Source organism: Peredibacter sp. HCB2-198 (genome assembly GCF_045999315.1).
GTDB lineage: Bacteria > Bdellovibrionota > Bacteriovoracia > Bacteriovoracales > Bacteriovoracaceae > Peredibacter.
The window spans coordinates 1964586-1982925 of sequence record NZ_CP174607.1; the positions used below are offsets into that span (position 1 = coordinate 1964586).

An 18340-nucleotide genomic window follows, 5' to 3' on the forward strand; every position below is an offset into this window, starting at 1 on the left:
TTATTGTCCTTTCAAAATGGCTTCGAGAGCTTCACGTGGATTCTTGGCTTCAGTAATCGGTCTACCGATCACCATATAGTCAGTGCCGAGTTTTAAAGCATCCATCGGAGTGGTGATGCGCTTTTGATCATTGGCGGCTGAATCAGCCGGTCTAATTCCCGGAGTAACAGTTAAGAAATTTTTGCCACAGAGTTCTTTAATAAGTTCAACTTCCAGAGGCGAAGATACAACTCCGTCACAACCTGAAGCTTTAGCAAGTTTGGCAAAGTTCGCCACACTTTCTTTCACATCACCCATGATCTTTTGCTCATGGTTCATTTGTTCAGTCGTGGTACTCGTTAATTGAGTAACAGCAATGAGAAGCGGGGAGTGAGCTGATGCTTTAACCGCTTCTGCTGCTCGCTTCATCATTTCACTTCCACCAGCGGCATGAACATTCACCATATCGATGGGAAGTTTACAAAGAGAGGCGATGCCTTTCCCTACCGTATTGGGAATGTCGTGAAGCTTTAGATCAAGGAAAACTTTAAAACCGCGATCTTTCGCTTCATGAATGACTTTTGGTCCTAAAGCGTAGAACACTTCCATTCCAATTTTGGTCCAGACTTCATGGCCCTTTAAGGAATCCATAAGGTCATGCAGTTTCCTCTCATCTGAGACATCTAAAGCAACAATGATCTTATTCGCTGGAATCATGCTAGTGGGTCCATTGAGTAAGTGTTTCTTTCAATCGTTCTGAGTAATGCTTCTGTTGTATCAAGTGAAGTTAAGCAAGGAAGTCCTCGCTCAACCGCGAGGCGCCTCATTTTGAAACCATCGGATTCAACGTTTTTCCCTTTCGAGATCGTGTTGATGATGAGGGCCACCCGACCTGATCTGATTTCTTTAATAATATCGTCTTCTGCCTGACCGATGCGAGCGATGGTCTTAACCGGAATGTTCGCGGCCTTCAGGACCTTTGCTGTTCCCTCTGTCGCTACGAAGTCAAAGCCCACTTGGTAGAAACGTTTAAAGAGTTTTACCGCTTCTTCCTTGTCCATATCGTTGATAGTCGCAAGGATTGTTCCAGAGTCTGGAATCACAAGTCCTGCTGCCACGAATGCTTTATGAAGGGCCTTCTCGAAAATTTTATCCTTTCCCATCACTTCGCCAGTAGACTTCATCTCAGGTCCCAAGGCGATCTCTACTTCAGAGAGTTTCGCGAATGAGAATACTGGAGCTTTCACCGCTACATCACTCTTTGGTGCTAGAGTTCCGTGGAAATAGCCTTGTTTTAGGAGTGATTCACCCATGATCGCCTTAGTTGCGACCTTGGCCATTTGAACACCTGTTACTTTAGAAAGGAACGGTACTGTTCGGCTCGAGCGAGGGTTCACTTCAAGTACGAACACGTCCCCTTTATAGATCACAAACTGAAGGTTGATGAGACCTTTAATGTTGAGGGCCTTCGTGATGGATAGAGTGGTTTCAGAAAGTTTATCCAGAATGTCCTGAGAGACACTTTGCGGAGGATACACCGCGATCGAGTCACCAGAGTGAACTCCGGCCTTCTCAATGTGTTCCATGATGCCTGGGATGAATACGGTTTCGCCGTCACAGATGGCGTCCACTTCCATTTCTCGACCGATCATATATCTGTCGATCAGAACTGGGTGCTGAGGATTTACCTGAACCGCGCGCTTCATGTAATCCATGAGTTCATTTTCGTTATAAACGATTTCCATCGCGCGACCACCAAGGACATATGATGGACGTACAATCACCGGGAAACCTAAGTGGGCTGATTTCTCAACCGCTTCGTTAATCGAAGTTACAGTTACACCTAGAGGTTGAGCGATCTTTAATTCGCGAAGAAGGGCCTCGAAACGTTTTCTGTCTTCAGCGCGGTCGATGTCATCCGTCGATGTACCAAGGATTTTTACTCCACGCTTAGCTAATGGCTCAGCAAGGTTAATCGCCGTTTGACCACCGAACTGAACGATCACACCGATTGGATTTTCACGCTCAATCACGTTGTAAACGTCTTCTACTGTCAGAGGTTCGAAGTAGAGTCTGTCTGAGATATTGAAGTCAGTTGAAACTGTTTCAGGGTTATTGTTAATGACGATCGCTTCCATGCCCATGCTTCGAATTGCTTCGATGGCGTGAACAGTAGCGTAGTCGAACTCGATTCCTTGACCGATACGGATGGGACCTGATCCAAGTACCACAACTTTTTTCTTAGAAGATTCCAAGACCTCATCTTGGTTTTCATAAGTCGAGTAGTAGTAAGGAGTTGTTGATTCAAATTCACCGGCACAAGTATCCACCATTTTAAACACAGGTGTGATCTTGTTGGTTTTTCTGAATTTAAAAACTTCTTCCTCAGACGTTTTCCATACTCGAGCAAGGTAGCGATCAGAGAAACCCAGTCTCTTTGCTGCTCTCACTGTTTCAGGGGTCTTGTCACCAGCTTCAAGCTTATCTTCCATCGTGATAATGTTTTGAATCTTGGCGAGGAAGAAGTAATCTATTTTAGTGAGTTCATGGATATCTTTAGCAGGTACTTTTTTTCTCATCGCTTCAGCGACAGCAAAAAAGCGCTCATCATCCTGCTTATTTATTTTCTCCAAGATCTCAGGGATCGTTTTATCTTTTAGTTCCGGAAGTTCTAAGTGATAAAGACCGACTTCTAAAGAGCGAATTGCTTTAAGCATCGACTCTTCAAAAGTTCGTCCTAGGGCCATGACTTCACCGGTGGCCTTCATTTGAGTTCCTAGGCGACGGTTCGCTTTGTTGAATTTATCAAATGGCCAGCGAGGAATCTTACTCACCACATAGTCGAGTGCCGGCTCAAAACAAGCATAAGTCTTCTTTGTCACCGGGTTAATGATTTCATCCAGTGTGAAGCCGACTGCGATCTTCGCTGCAATCTTGGCAATCGGATAACCAGTTGCCTTACTTGCCAGAGCTGAAGAGCGAGAAACCCTTGGGTTTACTTCTATCACATAATATTGGAATGAGTGTGGATCGAGAGCGTATTGTACGTTACATCCGCCTTCAATTTTTAGTGAGCGGATGATCTTCAGCGCTGATGTTCTAAGAAGTTGGTACTCCTTATCACTTAGCGTTTGGCTTGGGGCCACTACGATCGAGTCACCTGTGTGAACACCTACGGGGTCAATGTTCTCCATGTTACATACGATGATACAGTTATCATTGCTGTCACGGATAACTTCATACTCAACTTCTTTGAAGCCTGCGATTGATCTCTCGATGAGGCATTGTTGAATCGGAGAGGCCGCTAGACCTGAAGTTGTGATTGTAAAAAGTTCTTCTTCTGAACTGGCGATACCACCACCTGTTCCACCGAGAGTGAAAGCAGGACGGATAATCACTGGGTATCCAATCTTATTTGTGAACTCGAGAGCTTCACCCACAGTCGTCACAATTCGTGACTCAGGTACTGGCTCATCAATCTTCACCATGAGTTCTTTAAAGAGTTTTCTATCTTCCGCCTTTTGAATCGTGTCGACCTTACAACCAAGGAGCTGAACTCCCAGGCGCTTAAGGTGACCTTCTTCTTCCAGTTTCACTGCCAGGTTAAGAGCAGTCTGACCGCCTAGAGTAGGTACGATTCCATCTGGCTTTTCTTTGTGAATGATTTTTAGAAGAAACTCTTTTGTCAGAGGTTCGATATAAACCTTGTGAGCAGTTTCCTTGTCCGTCATGATGGTCGCAGGGTTTGAGTTTACCAGTACCACTTCTAGACCTTCTTCAATCAAGGACTTTACGGCCTGAGTTCCTGAGTAGTCGAACTCCGCTGCTTGTCCGATAACAATCGGGCCTGAACCAATAACTAATACTTTTTTAAGATTTGGATGTAGAGGCATTGTTATTTCCTTATTGAAGCCAAAAAGTCATCGAATAACCATCCAGTGTCTTCAGGACCTGGACAAGCTTCCGGGTGGTACTGAACTGAGAAGGCCGGTAGCGTCTTGTGACGAAGACCTTCAACTGTATTGTCGTTAATGTTTATTTGAGAAATTTCTAAGTTTGATTTCTCCACCGAACTCACAGTCACGGCATAACCGTGGTTCTGTGAACTCATAAAGACCTTACCCAGATTCAAATCTTTTACCGGATGGTTACCACCGCGGTGACCGAATTTTAGTTTCTCGGTATCAGCACCATTTGCCAGAGCGAAAAGCTGATGGCCCATACAGATACAAAACATCGGATACATTTTCTGTAGATCACGAATGACCGGTAGAACCCCAGGAACATCTTTCGGATCCCCAGGACCGTTAGAAAGGAGAATTCCTTGCGGTCGGTAACTCTGAATCATTTCAGTGGTTGCGTTCCAAGGAACTACTACCACGTCACAGTTTCTTCTCATAAGTGAGCGTAGGATATTTTTCTTATAACCAAAGTCCATCAGAACAATGCGCTTACCTTCACCCGGGAAGTGAATGGGATTTTTAATTGAGACGCGAGCGATCTGATCGTTCCCAAGTGATTTTTCAAGAAGAGGCTTGGCCTCTGCTGCTGAAAAGCTCTCAGGAACAAGAACTGCTTTCATCACCCCTTTCTCACGAATCTTTTTTGTAAGCTCACGTGTATCAAGGCCCGCAATTCCAGGAATTTTAAAACGTTTGAGAAGATCACGAAGGGAGTATTCATTTCTCCAGTTAGAACCTTCAGGTGGACACTCTCTGACGACGAGACCTTTAAGGGCCGGAGTCAGAGATTCGAAATCATCTTTGTTCACACCATAGTTTCCGATCAGAGGGTAAGTCATCACAACCATCTGATCGCAGTATGAAGGATCAGAGATAATTTCCTGATAGCCCGTCATACTCGTGTTAAAAACGAGTTCGCCGAGAGAGTGAGCACCGTCAATCTCGTGCCCAATTGATTCGCCGACGAACTCTTCACCTGTTTCCAGAATCAGTTTAATTTTTTTCATTAATTACTCCCGCCAAGGGCCCATTCTAAGATGGCCATTCTGGCGAATACGCCGTTGCCCATTTGTTTAAAGATTCTAGATTGCTTATGCTCAACAATTTCATCCGCGATTTCGACATTGCGGTTGAATGGTCCCGGATGCATGATGATGGCATCCTTTCTCATTTTGTTGACTCGTGCTGAAGTTAGACCAAATTGAGTGTGGTAGGACTTGGAATCTAATTCCAGGCTCTCGTGACGCTCTAACTGAATTCTTAACATCATGACAGCATCTACTATCGGAAGAACTTCGTCGAAATTCGCTTTTTTAATGAATGGTTTATCCACATTCGGAAGCATCGTTTCCGGACCACATAAGTAAATTTCCATGCCGAATTTTTCGGCCGCCACCATGAGTGATCCTGCCACTCGGGAATGCTTAATGTCCCCACAAACTGCGATTTTAAGGCCCTCTAATTTTCCGAACTCTTGTTTGAGAGTTAGAAGATCTAATAGTCCTTGAGAAGGATGCTCGTATTTTCCAGCACCAGCATTCAAGAGGGGAGTGTTGAATTTTTCATAAAGATCACTGAACACATTATCATCTGAATGACGGAGCACAATTCCATCTGCTCCAAGACTCTCTAGAGTCTTAAGCGTGTCGTAGATCGTTTCACCTTTCTTCACACTCGAATTTTCTGGCACAAAATTTATCACCTGAACACCAAGTCTCTTCGCGGCCATTTCGAATGAACAACGAGTTCTAGTGCTTGGTTCGTAGAAAGCATTTACGATGATTTTATTTTTTAAGAGATGTTGGATTTTGTCAGGTTGAGAGATGTGAAGAGAAAAATACTGTGCCCTATCAATAAGGGATTGAATATCAGAAACGGAAAAACTAGCGAGTGATACAAAATGCTTGATCATTCTCCTCCTGGAGGTCAAAAGTAAGTGAATCTGAATTGAAGAAAATAGGATAGACTTGTGATTGGAAGGCGTGGAAAAATGTGGTGATGCGGAAAGGCATCATGTCCATATAACTATCCCTAGTGGTTAAACGTATAATTCATCTCATTCAATCGAAGCCTTTGGCAAGAGTAAATTTTATGACAGGTAAATTCAATTTAGAGTCAGCTTTTAAACCAATGGGGGACCAACCCCAGGCGATTGAAACGATTGCTAATAATTTTAAGAAGAACGAGAAGTTCCAGACCCTTTTAGGGGTGACAGGATCGGGTAAGACCTTCGCCATGGCGAATGTGATTCAGAGGCTAGGTAAGAAAACCCTCATCCTTGCCCCAAACAAGACCCTGGCCGCCCAGCTTTTTGCTGAGTTCAAGGAATTCTTTCCTAATAACGCCGTCGAATATTTTGTTTCTTATTACGACTACTATCAACCGGAGGCCTATGTTCCTGGTTCTGATACTTATATCGAAAAAGATTCCGCCATTAATGACGAGATTGAAAAGCTCCGTCACTCATGTACTCGCTCTCTCTTTGCCCGTGAGGACGTGATCGTAGTGGCCTCAGTAAGCTGTATCTATGGTATCGGTGCTCCTGATGAATACTTCAGTCAGAGGATCATGCTGCTCAATCAGGACAAGCTTGATCGTGATGAGTTCCTTCGTCGTCTGGTTGATATTCAATACCAGAGAAATGATACCGATTTTCACCGTGGTACTTTCCGTGTTCGTGGTGACATCGTGGAAGTGTTTCCGGCCTACGAAGATTCACAAGTGGTCCGTATTGAGTTCTTTGATGATGTCGTAGATGGCATATTCCTGGTTGATCCTATTCGTGGAAAAGTTCTGCAACCTCTTCAGCGGGTGGATATATATCCGAAGTCTCACTATGTGGTGGGTAAGGACAAAATGAAGTCGGCGATTGCGAATATCAAGATCGAGCTGCGTGAAAGACTGAATGAACTTCAAGAGCAGAGAAAACTCGTGGAAGAACAGCGTCTTTCTCAAAGAACTCTCTTAGATCTTGAGATGATGGAAGAGATGGGATTCTGTCCGGGAATTGAAAACTATTCTCGACATCTCGCTGGCAATAAGGCCGGAGATCCGCCATACACACTTTTGGATTACTTTAAAAAAGACTTCCTTCTCATTGTGGATGAGTCTCACGTGACGATTCCTCAAGTCGGGGGAATGTATAAAGGTGACCGTGCGAGAAAACAAAACCTTGTAGATTATGGTTTCCGTCTTCCAAGTGCGCTCGATAACCGCCCTCTAAATTTTCCAGAATTTGAAACAAAATTAGATCAGGTGCTATTTGTTTCTGCTACTCCGGCCAATTACGAATTAGAGAAAACAAACGGTGAATATGCTGAGCAGATCATTCGTCCAACCGGTCTCTTGGATCCCATCATTGAATTTAAAGATGCGAAGAACCAAGTGGATGACATGCTCGTGGAAGCAAAAAAAGTCATCGCCAATGGCTACCGTGTGCTTATTACGACTCTTACAAAACGCCTTGCCGAAGAATTGACCGATTTTTATAAGGGCGTAGGCATGAGGATTAAATATCTTCACTCTGATATTGATACGCTTGAGCGAATGGAGATTCTACGAGACCTTCGTCTTGGTGAATTTGATATTCTCGTGGGGATCAACCTTCTCCGAGAAGGTCTGGACATTCCAGAAGTGGCCTTAGTGGGAATTCTGGATGCGGACAAGGAAGGTTTCCTTCGTTCGACTCGCTCACTTATCCAAACGATTGGTCGGGCCGCTCGAAATTCAGAAGGGCGAGTTATTCTCTACGGTTTTAAAAAGACTCCAAGTATCGAAGAGGCCATGAAAGTCACGGCCGAACGTCGAATAAAGCAGAACGCTTATAACGAAAAACATGGTCTCACCCCTAAAACAGTGGCCAAAAAGGTCAGTGGGGGCGTGATTGAGGTCCTTCGTGGGGCCAAAAAGTCCGACAAAAAAACACGGGTTAAGGAAATTTCTGAGCAAAGACTTTCTCCAGAAGCAATTGATGCTAAAATTGTAGAATTAAAACAGCTCATGAAAGAAGCGGCCAAGGATTTACAATTTGAAGAAGCGGCCAAACTTCGTGATGAAATTAAAAAGCTTTCTGAATTAAGGTTTATGCTATGAAGTTTTGGATGATTTTATTGTTTCCTCTTCTTGCCTCTGCGGCAGTGAAGACCGAAGGTTTTATCATCCAGATCAATGATCGTAGTATGAATGTACTCTCTCCCGAAAAAAAGAAACCTATGTTCGCGGTGATCGTTGAGAACCGTGCCCTGTCTGATCAGGTGGGGAGATTTATCGTGGGCGGGAAAATTTTAAAATTTGTCTCAGTGAAATCTGGTAAAACGGAAACAGTTGAGATTGAAAATAAAACGAATGCTCCTGTGACATTTGTTCCGGTAAGTCCGGCCTTCCAGGAAGTTCCGTTGTTGTTTGGTAAAAAGGCCTATGAAATCCCATCAAAAGAATAATGTCCAAAAAGTTGTTCTGGTCATTTCTGATCTGCATTTAAGTGCGGGGAAGATGATTAAAGGGAAGAGAAATCTTCTCGAGGATTTTCATTACGATAATGAACTCATCGACTTTTTAAATTACTACTCAGCAGGCGATTATCTTGAAATCGAAGTGGAACTCGTCATCAACGGAGACTTTCTTGATTTCTTGGCCGTGCCTTATGTTGAGTTTTATGACGACGAGTTCTGGAGTGAATCGGCGGCACTTGCTAAGCTTCGTATGATCATGCGTGCTCATACCGGAGTGCTTGATGCTCTTAAGCGTTTCCTATCGAAACCGAATAAGCGCATCGTTTATATTATCGGTAACCACGACGCCGAGTTTGTTTTTGATTCCATGAAAGAGGAGTTCTTAAACTACTTCGGTGAGCTTCGTAAGAACATCATTCTCTCTAATTCAATCTCTACTCACGTTCCAATTAAAGGCGTTTGCATTCAGCACGGTCACCAATATGAGCGGGCCCATGAGTTTGATCAGGAGAATGCCGTCGTTGAAACTCTCAATGGTGAGAAATATTTTATTCCGCCTTGGGGCTCGTACTACGTAACAAACGTGATTAATAAGTATAAGCAAGAGCGCCACTTTATTAATGCGGTCAGACCGATTAAACACTTTCTCATTCACGGCATTCTCTTTGATACGTTCTTTACCTTCCGTTTTATGCTTTCGAACTTTTACTACTTCGTGATGGTGCGCTTCTGGCATTTCTACATGACGAAGAGAAGTTTGAAACAGGTATTTGAAGACATCTTCCGCGAGCTAGAGCTCTTTCAGGACTACGAGTCTCTTACTCGTCAGTTCTTTGAAAAGAATCCAGAGTCGCGTGTATTGATCGTGGGCCACACTCACAATCCGACGCTCAGAATTTTCAATGACGGTACTACATTCATTAATACTGGAACCTGGACTCGCATGGTGAATCTGGATCTAGGGCAATGGAACAATGGTAACGTGCTCACTTACGCCAAGATTCTTGTTAAAAAACTAGACTACGAAATCGAAGATTTTGAGAAGAATGTGGAAGTCGATCTGAAGCACTGGATGGGTATCAACAACCTTCCATATTCTGAATACCACTAACTCAAAGAATTGATTTTTTCCAAGAGCTTCTTCGAATGAACAGGGTAGGACATGATGTGTTCTACTCCGAGTTTTGAAGCGAGTTTTAAGATTGAAGATTCGCTATGGTCAGCGAAGATGATGAAGTTCTTTTTATTCTGAACTGTTTGAATGAGTTTCTCATTCAGAACTTTGGCCTCTAAGAGTAGAAGATAATCCTTTCTGTCTTTGAGAATTTCCAGTGCTTCATCAGCATTTGAAGATTCTAAGATGTGAAAGAAACCATTTTTGGTAAGCATGTCCCTAATCAGAATGCGAAATTCTTCGTTTTCATCACAAATGAGAATGGGATTAGCGTAGTTCATAGATTTATCATAGCAGTCAGATATTCATCTGAAAATCGAATAAGTTCTTGAATTAAGAGAAAAACAAGGTGAATCTCAGAGTGTATTTGTCGGGCTAAATAGTTGAAAATATTTTTAAAATTGCTGTTAAGTTAGGTTTCGTAGCTCCGAATAGTGTTTTGTCAGACACAAGTAGTGTTAGACATAAAAATTCACTTAAGCACGGAAGCTTATCAAGTCTCTCAAGGTTGGGAACTGATCATCACGGAATGGATGAGGGTATTAAACCAAGGAGGATTTCATGGGTTTTCGTATCAACACAAACGTTTCTTCTATTGCTGCTCAACGCTCACTAAGCGTTAACAATAGAGAATCGGAATCAAACCTGGCGAAACTATCGTCTGGTTCTCGTATCACAAAAGCGGCTGACGATGCTGCTGGTCTAGCGATCTCTGAAAAGATGAAAGCTGGTATCCGTTCAATGAAACAAGCTGACCGAAACGCTAACGACGGTATCTCGATGGTTCAAACTGCTGAAGGTGGCTTGAACGAAGTATCATCAATCCTTACTCGTATGCGTGAACTTGCCATCCAAACTTCATCAGATACAGTTGGTGATGTTGAGCGTGGTATGACAAATATGGAATACCAAAACCTTAAACTTGAGCTAGATCGTATCTCTCAAGTGACAGAATTCAACGGTAAGAAACTTCTTAACGGTGAAGGCGGTAACTTCGAATTCCAAGTTGGTACAAATAACGACGCTTTCCAAGACAGAATTGGTTTCGACGCTGGTCAAGTTAACTCTCGTCTTGATTCACTAGGTGTATCTGAACTAGATGTTTCTACAAAATCTGGTTCGCAAGAGTCTCTAGCTGCTGTTGACTCTGCGATTGAGAAAGTTTCTGGTCACCGCGCTTTCCTAGGTGCGATTCAGAACCGCTTGATCTCGACATCTAACAACTTACAAGTAAACGTTGAGAACATGTCAGCTGCTAACTCTCGTATCCGTGACGTAGACTACGCTGATGCTACAGCTCAAAAAGCTAAGAACGATATCCTTGGTTCAGCTGGTACATCGGTTCTTGCTCAAGCTAATATGTCTGGTCAAAACGCTCTTAAACTCATTGGTTAATATTCTCTGATCCTGCATTCCGAACAAGAGGACCCACCGAAAGGTGGGTCTTTCTATTTTAGGGCCTTCTTCAGAATCTCGAATAGTTGTGTTGGATAAGGTTCTTTTTCCCAAAAAATTAAGTGATCACTGCCCTTGATAGTTTGAATGTGGGCATTCTCATTCTGCCGCTGACTTTCCCTAACATTCCGATCTCCAAGTCTCTGTTGAGCAATCAGCAGCAAATGTATTCTTCCTCTCCTGTGAGGTTTGGTAAAGCGAAACAGGCAAGAATTTGGCCAAAGAAAAATTTTAAACATTTTCAACACTTGCTGCCGCGTAAAGGGCGAGTTGGATGGTAACAAAAAGTGAGGGAAGTGATACTTCGACACCAATCTTAAGTTAAAAAAACTTCAATCCATTCGATAATGAGTTCCATAGGAGAATTTATGGAACCGAAAGACTTTTTATATGGACGTAAAGGTCCATGGCCCCAACCTTGTCCAGATCATCCTTATGATGAGTCGCCAGGAGTTATTCATCTTCCTCTTGGAGAGTGGGTAGATTGGTGGTCGACTATTGGTCTTCGTTTTATTATTCAATGGCCGCTTTTTACTCCCATTTATTTTTTACAAGGTCTCTTTAATCCTGGTCTAAAAAAAGTCACTGATGAAGAGTTTCATGAGTATTTAACCAATTCCATGATGGCGAGATTCATCACTCCGAAAATGGATGAAGTAGACAAAAAGATTTTCGCTTCTCATATGAAAGAAGGAAAAGATTACTACATCGTAGATCTTGAACCAGTAAGAGTGGTGCAGCTCTTTAAAGGTATTTACGCATCTCCGACAAAAACTCTGCTTGTAAAAACAGATTTCGAAAAATTTGAAATCGTTTGTATCTACATGGAGAAAACGGAAACGATTCTACTGCCAACGGATGGAGATGCTTGGGAGCTTGCGAAGTATTTTGTTCTCCAAGGTGGGGCCCTGTGTGCCACGATGGTGGTCCATCCACTTCAGCATTTTCCAATGGACAGTATCAATGCCATAACGAAAACGGCCCTTCCAAAAGAGCATACTCTTTTTAAACTGCTTTACGCTCACATGCGTTTCACACTTCCACTTGAGAATGCAGTATTAAATTTTAGGATGTCTCTTCTTCACAATGACAAGTGGTGGAAGACCTATGCACCTTTTCCTGGGCCATACCATGGAATTCGTGAACTGCTGGTCGAAGGGTATCGTGGAATTAAGAACAATGATTCTTATCCGCCGTTCACTTATCCCCGTCGACCGCCGAAAATTTATTCTGGTTATGGTGTTTTTCTTGATGCTTACTTTGAGGACATCTACGCATTTGTAAGTGAAGTCACAAAGACCATTACTCCAGGAGATACGGCGGTAAGAAACTGGGCGAACTATATTGCACAGTGGATTCCAGGATTTCCAAATGGAAAAGAGATCTTTGAAGGAACGACATTAACTGAAGTTGTGGCCTACTATATTTGGGACGTGACGGTTGGACATACCATTGATCATCATAACTATGGGCAGATGGATGTGCGTAAGGTCGCTCTCCGGATTAGACAGGAGCCACCTAAGAAGGGGACTAAGATGAAACCACTTAAAAAGCTTCAGTCTCCGATTGATCTTATGAAGTACAAACTTGCGATGAGACTTTTCTTTAGGCCAACGGTCATGACTCGTTTAATTGAAGTTGATTATGGCTTTAAGGACCATAATCTAACTCGCGCTCAAGAGGTCTTTAAACTGAATTTACGGGCCACTGATAAGAAGTTAAAAGAGCAGGGGCTGACTTACATGGATCTTAACGATATCGCGAATACGATTCAGTTCTAGTTAAAACAAAAAGGGCCGCTCATGCGGCCCTTACTTTTCGTATTAGAAAATAGCATCAAACCAAGGCTTCTTCGCTCTCTCATCGCAATCAGAGACCCAAAGGTGTTTTACTTCAAGATAGGCCTTCATGCCTTCTTCACCCATCTCACGACCGATGCCAGATTGTTTATAACCACCAAATGGCATCCCTGGATTTAGAAGATGATATTCGTTGATCCAAACCATTCCGGTTTCAAGTTGTTTGGCTACATTGATCGCACGCTGTTGGTTCTTAGACCAAACAGCACCTGCCAGACCGTAGATAGATTGATTCGCTAGCTTTACCGCTTCAGCTTCATTCTTAACTGGAGTGATGGCAAGAACCGGCCCGAAGATCTCTTCGTTAAAAATCGTGTGATCAGGAGTGACTTCAAAGAGAGTCGGCTGAATGTAATAACCTTTAGAGAAATCCCCATCGGTCATTCGAGAACCACCGGCCAGAAGTTTTGCTCCTTCTTTTTTAGAAGTCTCAATATATCCCATAATGGTATCAAGTTGCTTCTTATTCACCACCGGGCCATAAGCTGTTGCAGGATCAGTTGGAAGGCCGACTTTCACGTCTTTTATTCGCTTAACTAATGCTTCTTTGAATTCTGGATAAATTTTCTCTTCAACAAAGAGACGAGTTCCTGAATCACAGGCCTGGCCCGCGTGATAAAGAAAAGCATAAAGGGCCCCATCTACGGCAATTGATAGATCGGCATCGTCCAGAACGATATTGGCCGACTTACCACCAAGCTCGAGGGACAGATTCTGAATTCTTTGACCGGCGTTTTGCATGATCTTGCGACCAACTGCAGTTGAACCAGTGAAAGCAACCTTCTTCACTTTCTTGTTCGCCAGAAGGTATTCACCCTCTGAAGCGCCGCCAGTGATGATGTTCACCACACCTTTAGGCAGACCAGCATCGTTTAGAATCTCGGCCAGGATAGAAGCTGTAACAGGAGTGTCCTCAGCTGTCTTAAGTACTGATGTACTTCCAGAAGCGATCACAGGACCTATTTTCCATGCGGCCATCACAAGAGGGAAGTTCCAAGGAATGATTTGAGCGCAAACACCAACTGGCTCGTAAATACGATAGTTGTGAGAGAAACCAGCACGAGAAGCGTTCTCGTCTTTAACTTCAAATTGAAATTTACGAAGCTGCCCGGCCAGAACTTTGAAATAAGAAGCAGCATTGGCCACATCTGCTTTCGCTTTACGTAGGGAAGAGCCCGAATCTGCCACTTCCAGTTCCACGAGTTCATTTCTTCTTTCTTTTAATTTTTCAGAGATCTTTTCAAGAATGTCAGCGCGCTTGTTTTGATCCATGCCACGCCACTCAGCAGAGTAAAACGCGTTTTCGGCAGCATCTATCGCTTGATCAATGTCTTGCTCTGAAGGAAGGTAGACCTTTGCCACGGCTTCACCGTTAGCAGGATTTTCAGAGTGAAAAGACTTCGCAGATGTTCTGAATTCACCGTTAATGAATAATTTAATTTCTTTCATATATTTGTGAGCTTAATAGTAATGATTGAGTTCGGTTGACCTTCTTCACCTTTGGCATAAATTTCGCGCTCAGTACCCTGTTTGATTTCTTCTTCCTCACCCTTGGTCACAAGAGTGAGTTTTGTGCCTTTCTTCTCTGAAGCAGAATAGATGAGATTACTCATACCGTTTTTAAGCGGAACAAGTTTTAAGTTCAGAATGAAAGTCCCCATGGGGAAAGCGTATTCTTTGTTGTGCTCAAACTTCTGGTTAAACTTCCAAGTCTCACCATCAACCGCGAAGGTTCCCTCTGCTTTCCAACAAGCAAAGGCCGATAAGCTTACGAAGAGAGTAAAAAGAATAATAAATGTTTTTAGCATCTTTCCACCGATACAGCGATTCCTTGGCCAACACCGATACACATAGAGGCCAGACCCTTCTTAAGCGATGGATCGTTCTTCATCTGGTAAAGCATAGTGGTAAGAATTCTTGTGCCGGAAGCACCGAGTGGGTGGCCGATTGCAATTGAGCCGCCATTACGGTTGATCTTCGACATATCAAGCTCAAGTTCTTTGATGCAACCCAGGGCCTGAACTGCAAATGCTTCATTAAGTTCGATAATATCAAAGTCAGAAATCTTGTGTTTGAAACGGTCGCAAAGTTTTCTGATCGCTCCTACTGGACCTAGACCCATCACATTTGGGTGAAGACCATGAACGGCACCACCAGTAATTTTAGCGATTGGTTGAATGTTATGGCGCTTTAAAAATTCCTCTGAACAAATAACGACCATCGAAGCACCATCGTTAATGGATGAGCTGTTACCGGCAGTTACTGTGCCGTCTTTTTTGAAGGCCGGACGAAGTTTAGCGAGTTTCTCAAGAGAAGTATCAGCACGAGGACCTTCGTCGTTTTCAACCACGAATGAACCTTTCTTACTTTCAACAGTGATGGCCAAAATCTCTTCTTTGAATTTTCCTTCCGCTTGGGCCTTCACCGCTTTTTGGTGAGAAGCAAGAGCGAACTTATCCTGGTCTTCACGAGAAATGCTATGAAGTTTTTGAACTTCTTCAGCTGTTTCACCCATTCCAAGAAGCGGAAACATTTGCGCCATCTTTGGATTTTCAAAACGCCAGCCGATTGCTGTGTCCCACATCTTTTGACCACGATCAAAAGGAGAGTTTGATTTCGACATCACGTAAGGAGCGCGTGACATACTTTCACCGCCACCTGCAATGAAACAGTCACCGAAGCCCGCTTGAATGCGAGCGTGAGCGTCCATCACAGCATCAAGGGAAGAACCACAAAGACGGTTGATGGTTGTGCCTGGAACGTCCAGTGGATAGCCAGCAAGAATTAAACTCATGCGAGCAAGGTTTCTATTATCTTCACCGGCCTGGTTAGCACAACCGATGATAGTGTCTGAAATTTCTTTCAGATCATGTTTTGCAACTTTTGCGTAGTCTTTAAAAAGCTCTGCAAGAAGATCATCAATGCGAACAGAAGAGAGTACTCCGCCGAAAGAACCAATGGCCGTTCTTTTGGCATGGATAATGTAAGATGTAGTCATATATTTGTCCTTAATCGTAGAGCCATTATGCTAGCAATAAATGAATGAATTGAGAAAAGAAAGGCACCGTTTGTTGTGCTGCACAGTCTGGTTTACATCTGACCAATAAAAAAGGCCCTTTTAGGGCCTTTAACTAGATAAGTTTCGAAGCGACGTAACGTCTGTCCTTGGTTTTATTCAGAAGTTCAGCGAGAAGAGTCTTCACATACAGCTCTTTGCCTTCGCTCCATTCAAATGGACCTTTTGGATAATTCACACCAAACTTCATCGCACGGTTAATATCTTCACGGCTTGCCACACCTTCTTCTAGAGCAAAGTGAGCTTCATTGATGATCTGAACGATGGTTCTTGGAAAAACAAAGCCACAAGAAACAATAGTTGTTTCAACTGGAGAAAAACCAAGCTCTCTGAATTTTTCAATCACACCAGGTTCTTTATGAAGGAAATGAATTTCCATCTTTCTCGCCTCATCTGCAAAGAGGGCGGCAAAGGAACCTTTCAGTTGTGGATACTCATCATAGAACTCTTGTGGATCATAACAAGTGAGATCCATGTAAACATGTTTCTCAGGATTCGCGGTCAGAACTTTGATCTTCTCGTCTTTTGTTCCAAAGCCAAAGTTAATGAGAACATTTTCAAATGATACGTTAGTCATATTTATAAAACCCACGCTTAGACTTTCTGCCAAAACGCTTTTCATCGACCATCTGTTTTTGAAGCTTATGAGGAGCAAAACGTGGCTCTTTGTTATACGCTTCCCAAACTGAGCAAGTCACAGAGTAGTTCACATCAATTCCGATAAGGTCCATGAGTTCAAATGGTCCCATCTTAAAGCCACCGACTTCTTTTAGGATGGCATCAACTTCTTTCTCTTTAGCTTCGTTTTCAGTGTCTACGATTCTTAGTGGTTCACCATAGAAGTTACGGGCCACACGATTCACGATAAACCCAGGCGAATCTTTACAGAAAGCAGGCTTCTTATCTTTTGAATCAAACCAGGCATAAAGATCACGACAAATTTGTTCTGACGAGTCTTTGCCTTTAATCACTTCCACAAGCTTCATAATCGTCGCAGGATTAAAGAAGTGAAGACCCAGGAACTTGTCCTTACGTTTCACGGCTTCGGCCATTAAGTGAATAGGGAAGCTTGAAGTGTTGCTGGCAAGAATCGTATGAGGTTCAAAATAGGCGTCTAGCTTCTTAAAAAGCTCGCGCTTGATTTCAAGATTCTCAATGATCGCTTCCACTACGAGATCAGCATCTTTTGCCACCTGATCGATCATCTTAATTGAGATGAGTTTTTTAAGTTCGGCCGCGTTTGAAAGTTTTCCTTTCTCTGCCAGCTTGTCCCATGAAGTGTGAATGTCTTTAAGTGCTTTTTGGAGTTGAGCTTCCGAGTTATCGACGAGTTCCACCGAGCAAAGCTGCTGAGTGAACCATTGCGCGATTCCAGACCCCATCGTCCCGGCACCTATAATGACTACCTTATTAATATTGAGCGATTTCATTAGCATGCATCTCCGGCGTTAAAGCCTCGACCCCTTGTGCGGCGTACTTGTCGTACACCTCCGCGGTTTCTCAGCTTTGCCTTGGATATGCATGCTTCTGAAACCGCAGGGGAGTGCAGAGTTATTTGATTAAGAAAGAGTGTATTCGAGAGGCTGTTCAGACTCAATGTACTCTGGAACAATTAGGCCCCATTCAGCACATTTCTCTTCGATTTCTTTTACGAAAGCAGCACGAACGTCAGCGTTCGAACGGTTTTTAAGACCAAGCTTTTGATAAATATCATTAGCTCCACCAGTTGATTTACCGAAAGTGTTCATCACACGTGGCCACCAAAGGTTAAGACGCTCTTGAAGGAACGCTTTCTTCTCTGGATCTTGCGCCATAAGCTTCACAGTTTTGTCCCCGTGAGCAAGGTGCATGTGCTCTTCCTTACAGATAGTGCCGATGGCATTTTTCCAAGGAAGGTAAGAAGAGTTAAGTGTATCTTCCAATACGTGACCAGCAGCGCGGTCCATAAGGAAGTTGAAAAGACAGAAGTCTTCCCAGTAAGTGATGTTGTAGTAGAAAATGTTTACGCGCTTATCTTTCTTAGCACGAGAGAAACCGATGTTCGCTAGATCTTCTGGAATTCTCCAGTCGAATTCATGAGCAAGCATGTGCTCGTGAGTTTTCTCACCAAGGTCATTTAGGATGTTATAGATCACGTGAGCGTGGCGCATTTCATCTTTTACGATTTGAGCAACAAGCACGCGCTCGTGAGCGTTTGGAGCTTTAGCGATCCAAGGCATATAACCCAGACCACCAGCATATTCAGAGTCCGCTTGCATCCAAAGAAGGTTCAGAAGATTTTTACGGTAAATCTCTGGCATCTCTGTTGTTGAGTCGAACGTACGACCGTTTTTAATTTCTTCGAATAACTTTAAATCCTCAGCAGTGTATGCGCGCATGGATTT

At 43.3% G+C, this 18340-nt stretch carries 16 protein-coding genes; 5 read left to right on the forward strand and 11 right to left on the reverse strand.

The genetic code is table 11. The features are described 5' to 3' along the window. From pyrF to ACJVC5_RS09780, 4 genes are read right to left on the reverse strand one after another with little or no spacing between them, the layout of a single operon-like run. The gene (gene pyrF / locus ACJVC5_RS09765) at positions 1–696 is read right to left on the reverse strand and encodes an orotidine-5'-phosphate decarboxylase (RefSeq protein ID WP_408099186.1); all 696 of its coding nucleotides are present in this window, start codon (positions 694–696) and stop codon (positions 1–3) included. After that, on the reverse strand, positions 693–3872 hold the full coding sequence (gene carB / locus ACJVC5_RS09770; RefSeq protein ID WP_408099187.1) for a carbamoyl-phosphate synthase large subunit: 3180 nt from the start codon (positions 3870–3872) through the stop codon (positions 693–695). Before carB ends, pyrF begins: the two co-directional genes overlap by 4 nt. 2 nt (positions 3873–3874) lie before the next feature. Beyond that, positions 3875–4948, reverse strand: coding sequence for a carbamoyl phosphate synthase small subunit (locus ACJVC5_RS09775; protein WP_408099188.1), 1074 nt, complete (start codon positions 4946–4948; stop codon positions 3875–3877). Beyond that, entirely contained in the window at positions 4948–5853 is a 906-nt protein-coding gene (locus tag ACJVC5_RS09780) for an aspartate carbamoyltransferase catalytic subunit (RefSeq protein ID WP_408099189.1), read from the reverse strand. The genes ACJVC5_RS09775 and ACJVC5_RS09780 overlap by 1 nt, the downstream gene beginning before the upstream one ends. A 179-nt stretch (positions 5854–6032) precedes the next feature. On the opposite strand from ACJVC5_RS09780, the gene uvrB reads away from it, so the two are divergent. The 3 genes from uvrB to ACJVC5_RS09795 are packed head-to-tail and all read left to right on the forward strand — an operon-like array spanning position 6033 to position 9503. Further along, positions 6033–8033: an excinuclease ABC subunit UvrB gene (uvrB, locus tag ACJVC5_RS09785; RefSeq protein ID WP_408099190.1), complete on the forward strand. Its 2001-nt coding sequence runs from the start codon at positions 6033–6035 to the stop codon at positions 8031–8033. After that, on the forward strand, positions 8030–8380 hold the full coding sequence (locus tag ACJVC5_RS09790; RefSeq protein ID WP_408099191.1) for a hypothetical protein: 351 nt from the start codon (positions 8030–8032) through the stop codon (positions 8378–8380). Before uvrB ends, ACJVC5_RS09790 begins: the two co-directional genes overlap by 4 nt. Next, entirely contained in the window at positions 8358–9503 is a 1146-nt protein-coding gene (locus ACJVC5_RS09795; RefSeq protein ID WP_408099192.1) for a metallophosphoesterase, read from the forward strand. Before ACJVC5_RS09790 ends, ACJVC5_RS09795 begins: the two co-directional genes overlap by 23 nt. On the opposite strand, the gene ACJVC5_RS09800 is transcribed toward ACJVC5_RS09795, so the two are convergent. After that, positions 9500–9847, reverse strand: coding sequence for a hypothetical protein (locus ACJVC5_RS09800; RefSeq protein ID WP_408099193.1), 348 nt, complete (start codon positions 9845–9847; stop codon positions 9500–9502). The two genes, ACJVC5_RS09795 and ACJVC5_RS09800, sit on opposite strands and share 4 nt — an antisense overlap. A gap of 280 nt (positions 9848–10127) precedes the next feature. On the opposite strand from ACJVC5_RS09800, the gene ACJVC5_RS09805 reads away from it, so the two are divergent. Then, entirely contained in the window at positions 10128–10961 is an 834-nt protein-coding gene (locus tag ACJVC5_RS09805; protein WP_408099194.1) for a flagellin, read from the forward strand. A 428-nt stretch (positions 10962–11389) separates the two neighbouring features. Next, positions 11390–12802, forward strand: coding sequence for a hypothetical protein (locus ACJVC5_RS09810; protein WP_408099195.1), 1413 nt, complete (start codon positions 11390–11392; stop codon positions 12800–12802). A gap of 42 nt (positions 12803–12844) precedes the next feature. Here the strand turns inward: ACJVC5_RS09810 and ACJVC5_RS09815 are convergent, their stop codons facing one another. From ACJVC5_RS09815 to ACJVC5_RS09840, 6 genes are all read right to left on the reverse strand, one after another. Beyond that, positions 12845–14329, reverse strand: coding sequence for an aldehyde dehydrogenase family protein (locus ACJVC5_RS09815; protein WP_408099196.1), 1485 nt, complete (start codon positions 14327–14329; stop codon positions 12845–12847). Then, positions 14326–14688 (reverse strand): hypothetical protein, encoded by a 363-nt coding sequence (locus tag ACJVC5_RS09820; RefSeq protein ID WP_408099197.1) that lies wholly within the window; start codon positions 14686–14688, stop codon positions 14326–14328. Before ACJVC5_RS09820 ends, ACJVC5_RS09815 begins: the two co-directional genes overlap by 4 nt. After that, positions 14682–15878 (reverse strand): thiolase family protein, encoded by a 1197-nt coding sequence (locus tag ACJVC5_RS09825; RefSeq protein ID WP_408099198.1) that lies wholly within the window; start codon positions 15876–15878, stop codon positions 14682–14684. Before ACJVC5_RS09825 ends, ACJVC5_RS09820 begins: the two co-directional genes overlap by 7 nt. 133 nt (positions 15879–16011) lie before the next feature. Continuing rightward, positions 16012–16533, reverse strand: coding sequence for a 3-hydroxyacyl-CoA dehydrogenase family protein (locus ACJVC5_RS09830; protein ID WP_408099200.1), 522 nt, complete (start codon positions 16531–16533; stop codon positions 16012–16014). Continuing rightward, positions 16526–17386, reverse strand: coding sequence for a 3-hydroxyacyl-CoA dehydrogenase family protein (locus ACJVC5_RS09835; RefSeq protein ID WP_408099201.1), 861 nt, complete (start codon positions 17384–17386; stop codon positions 16526–16528). The genes ACJVC5_RS09830 and ACJVC5_RS09835 overlap by 8 nt, the downstream gene beginning before the upstream one ends. A 129-nt stretch (positions 17387–17515) precedes the next feature. Next, positions 17516–18334, reverse strand: coding sequence for a Phenylacetic acid catabolic protein (locus ACJVC5_RS09840; protein ID WP_408099202.1), 819 nt, complete (start codon positions 18332–18334; stop codon positions 17516–17518). Positions 18335–18340: the final 6 nt, after the last annotated feature.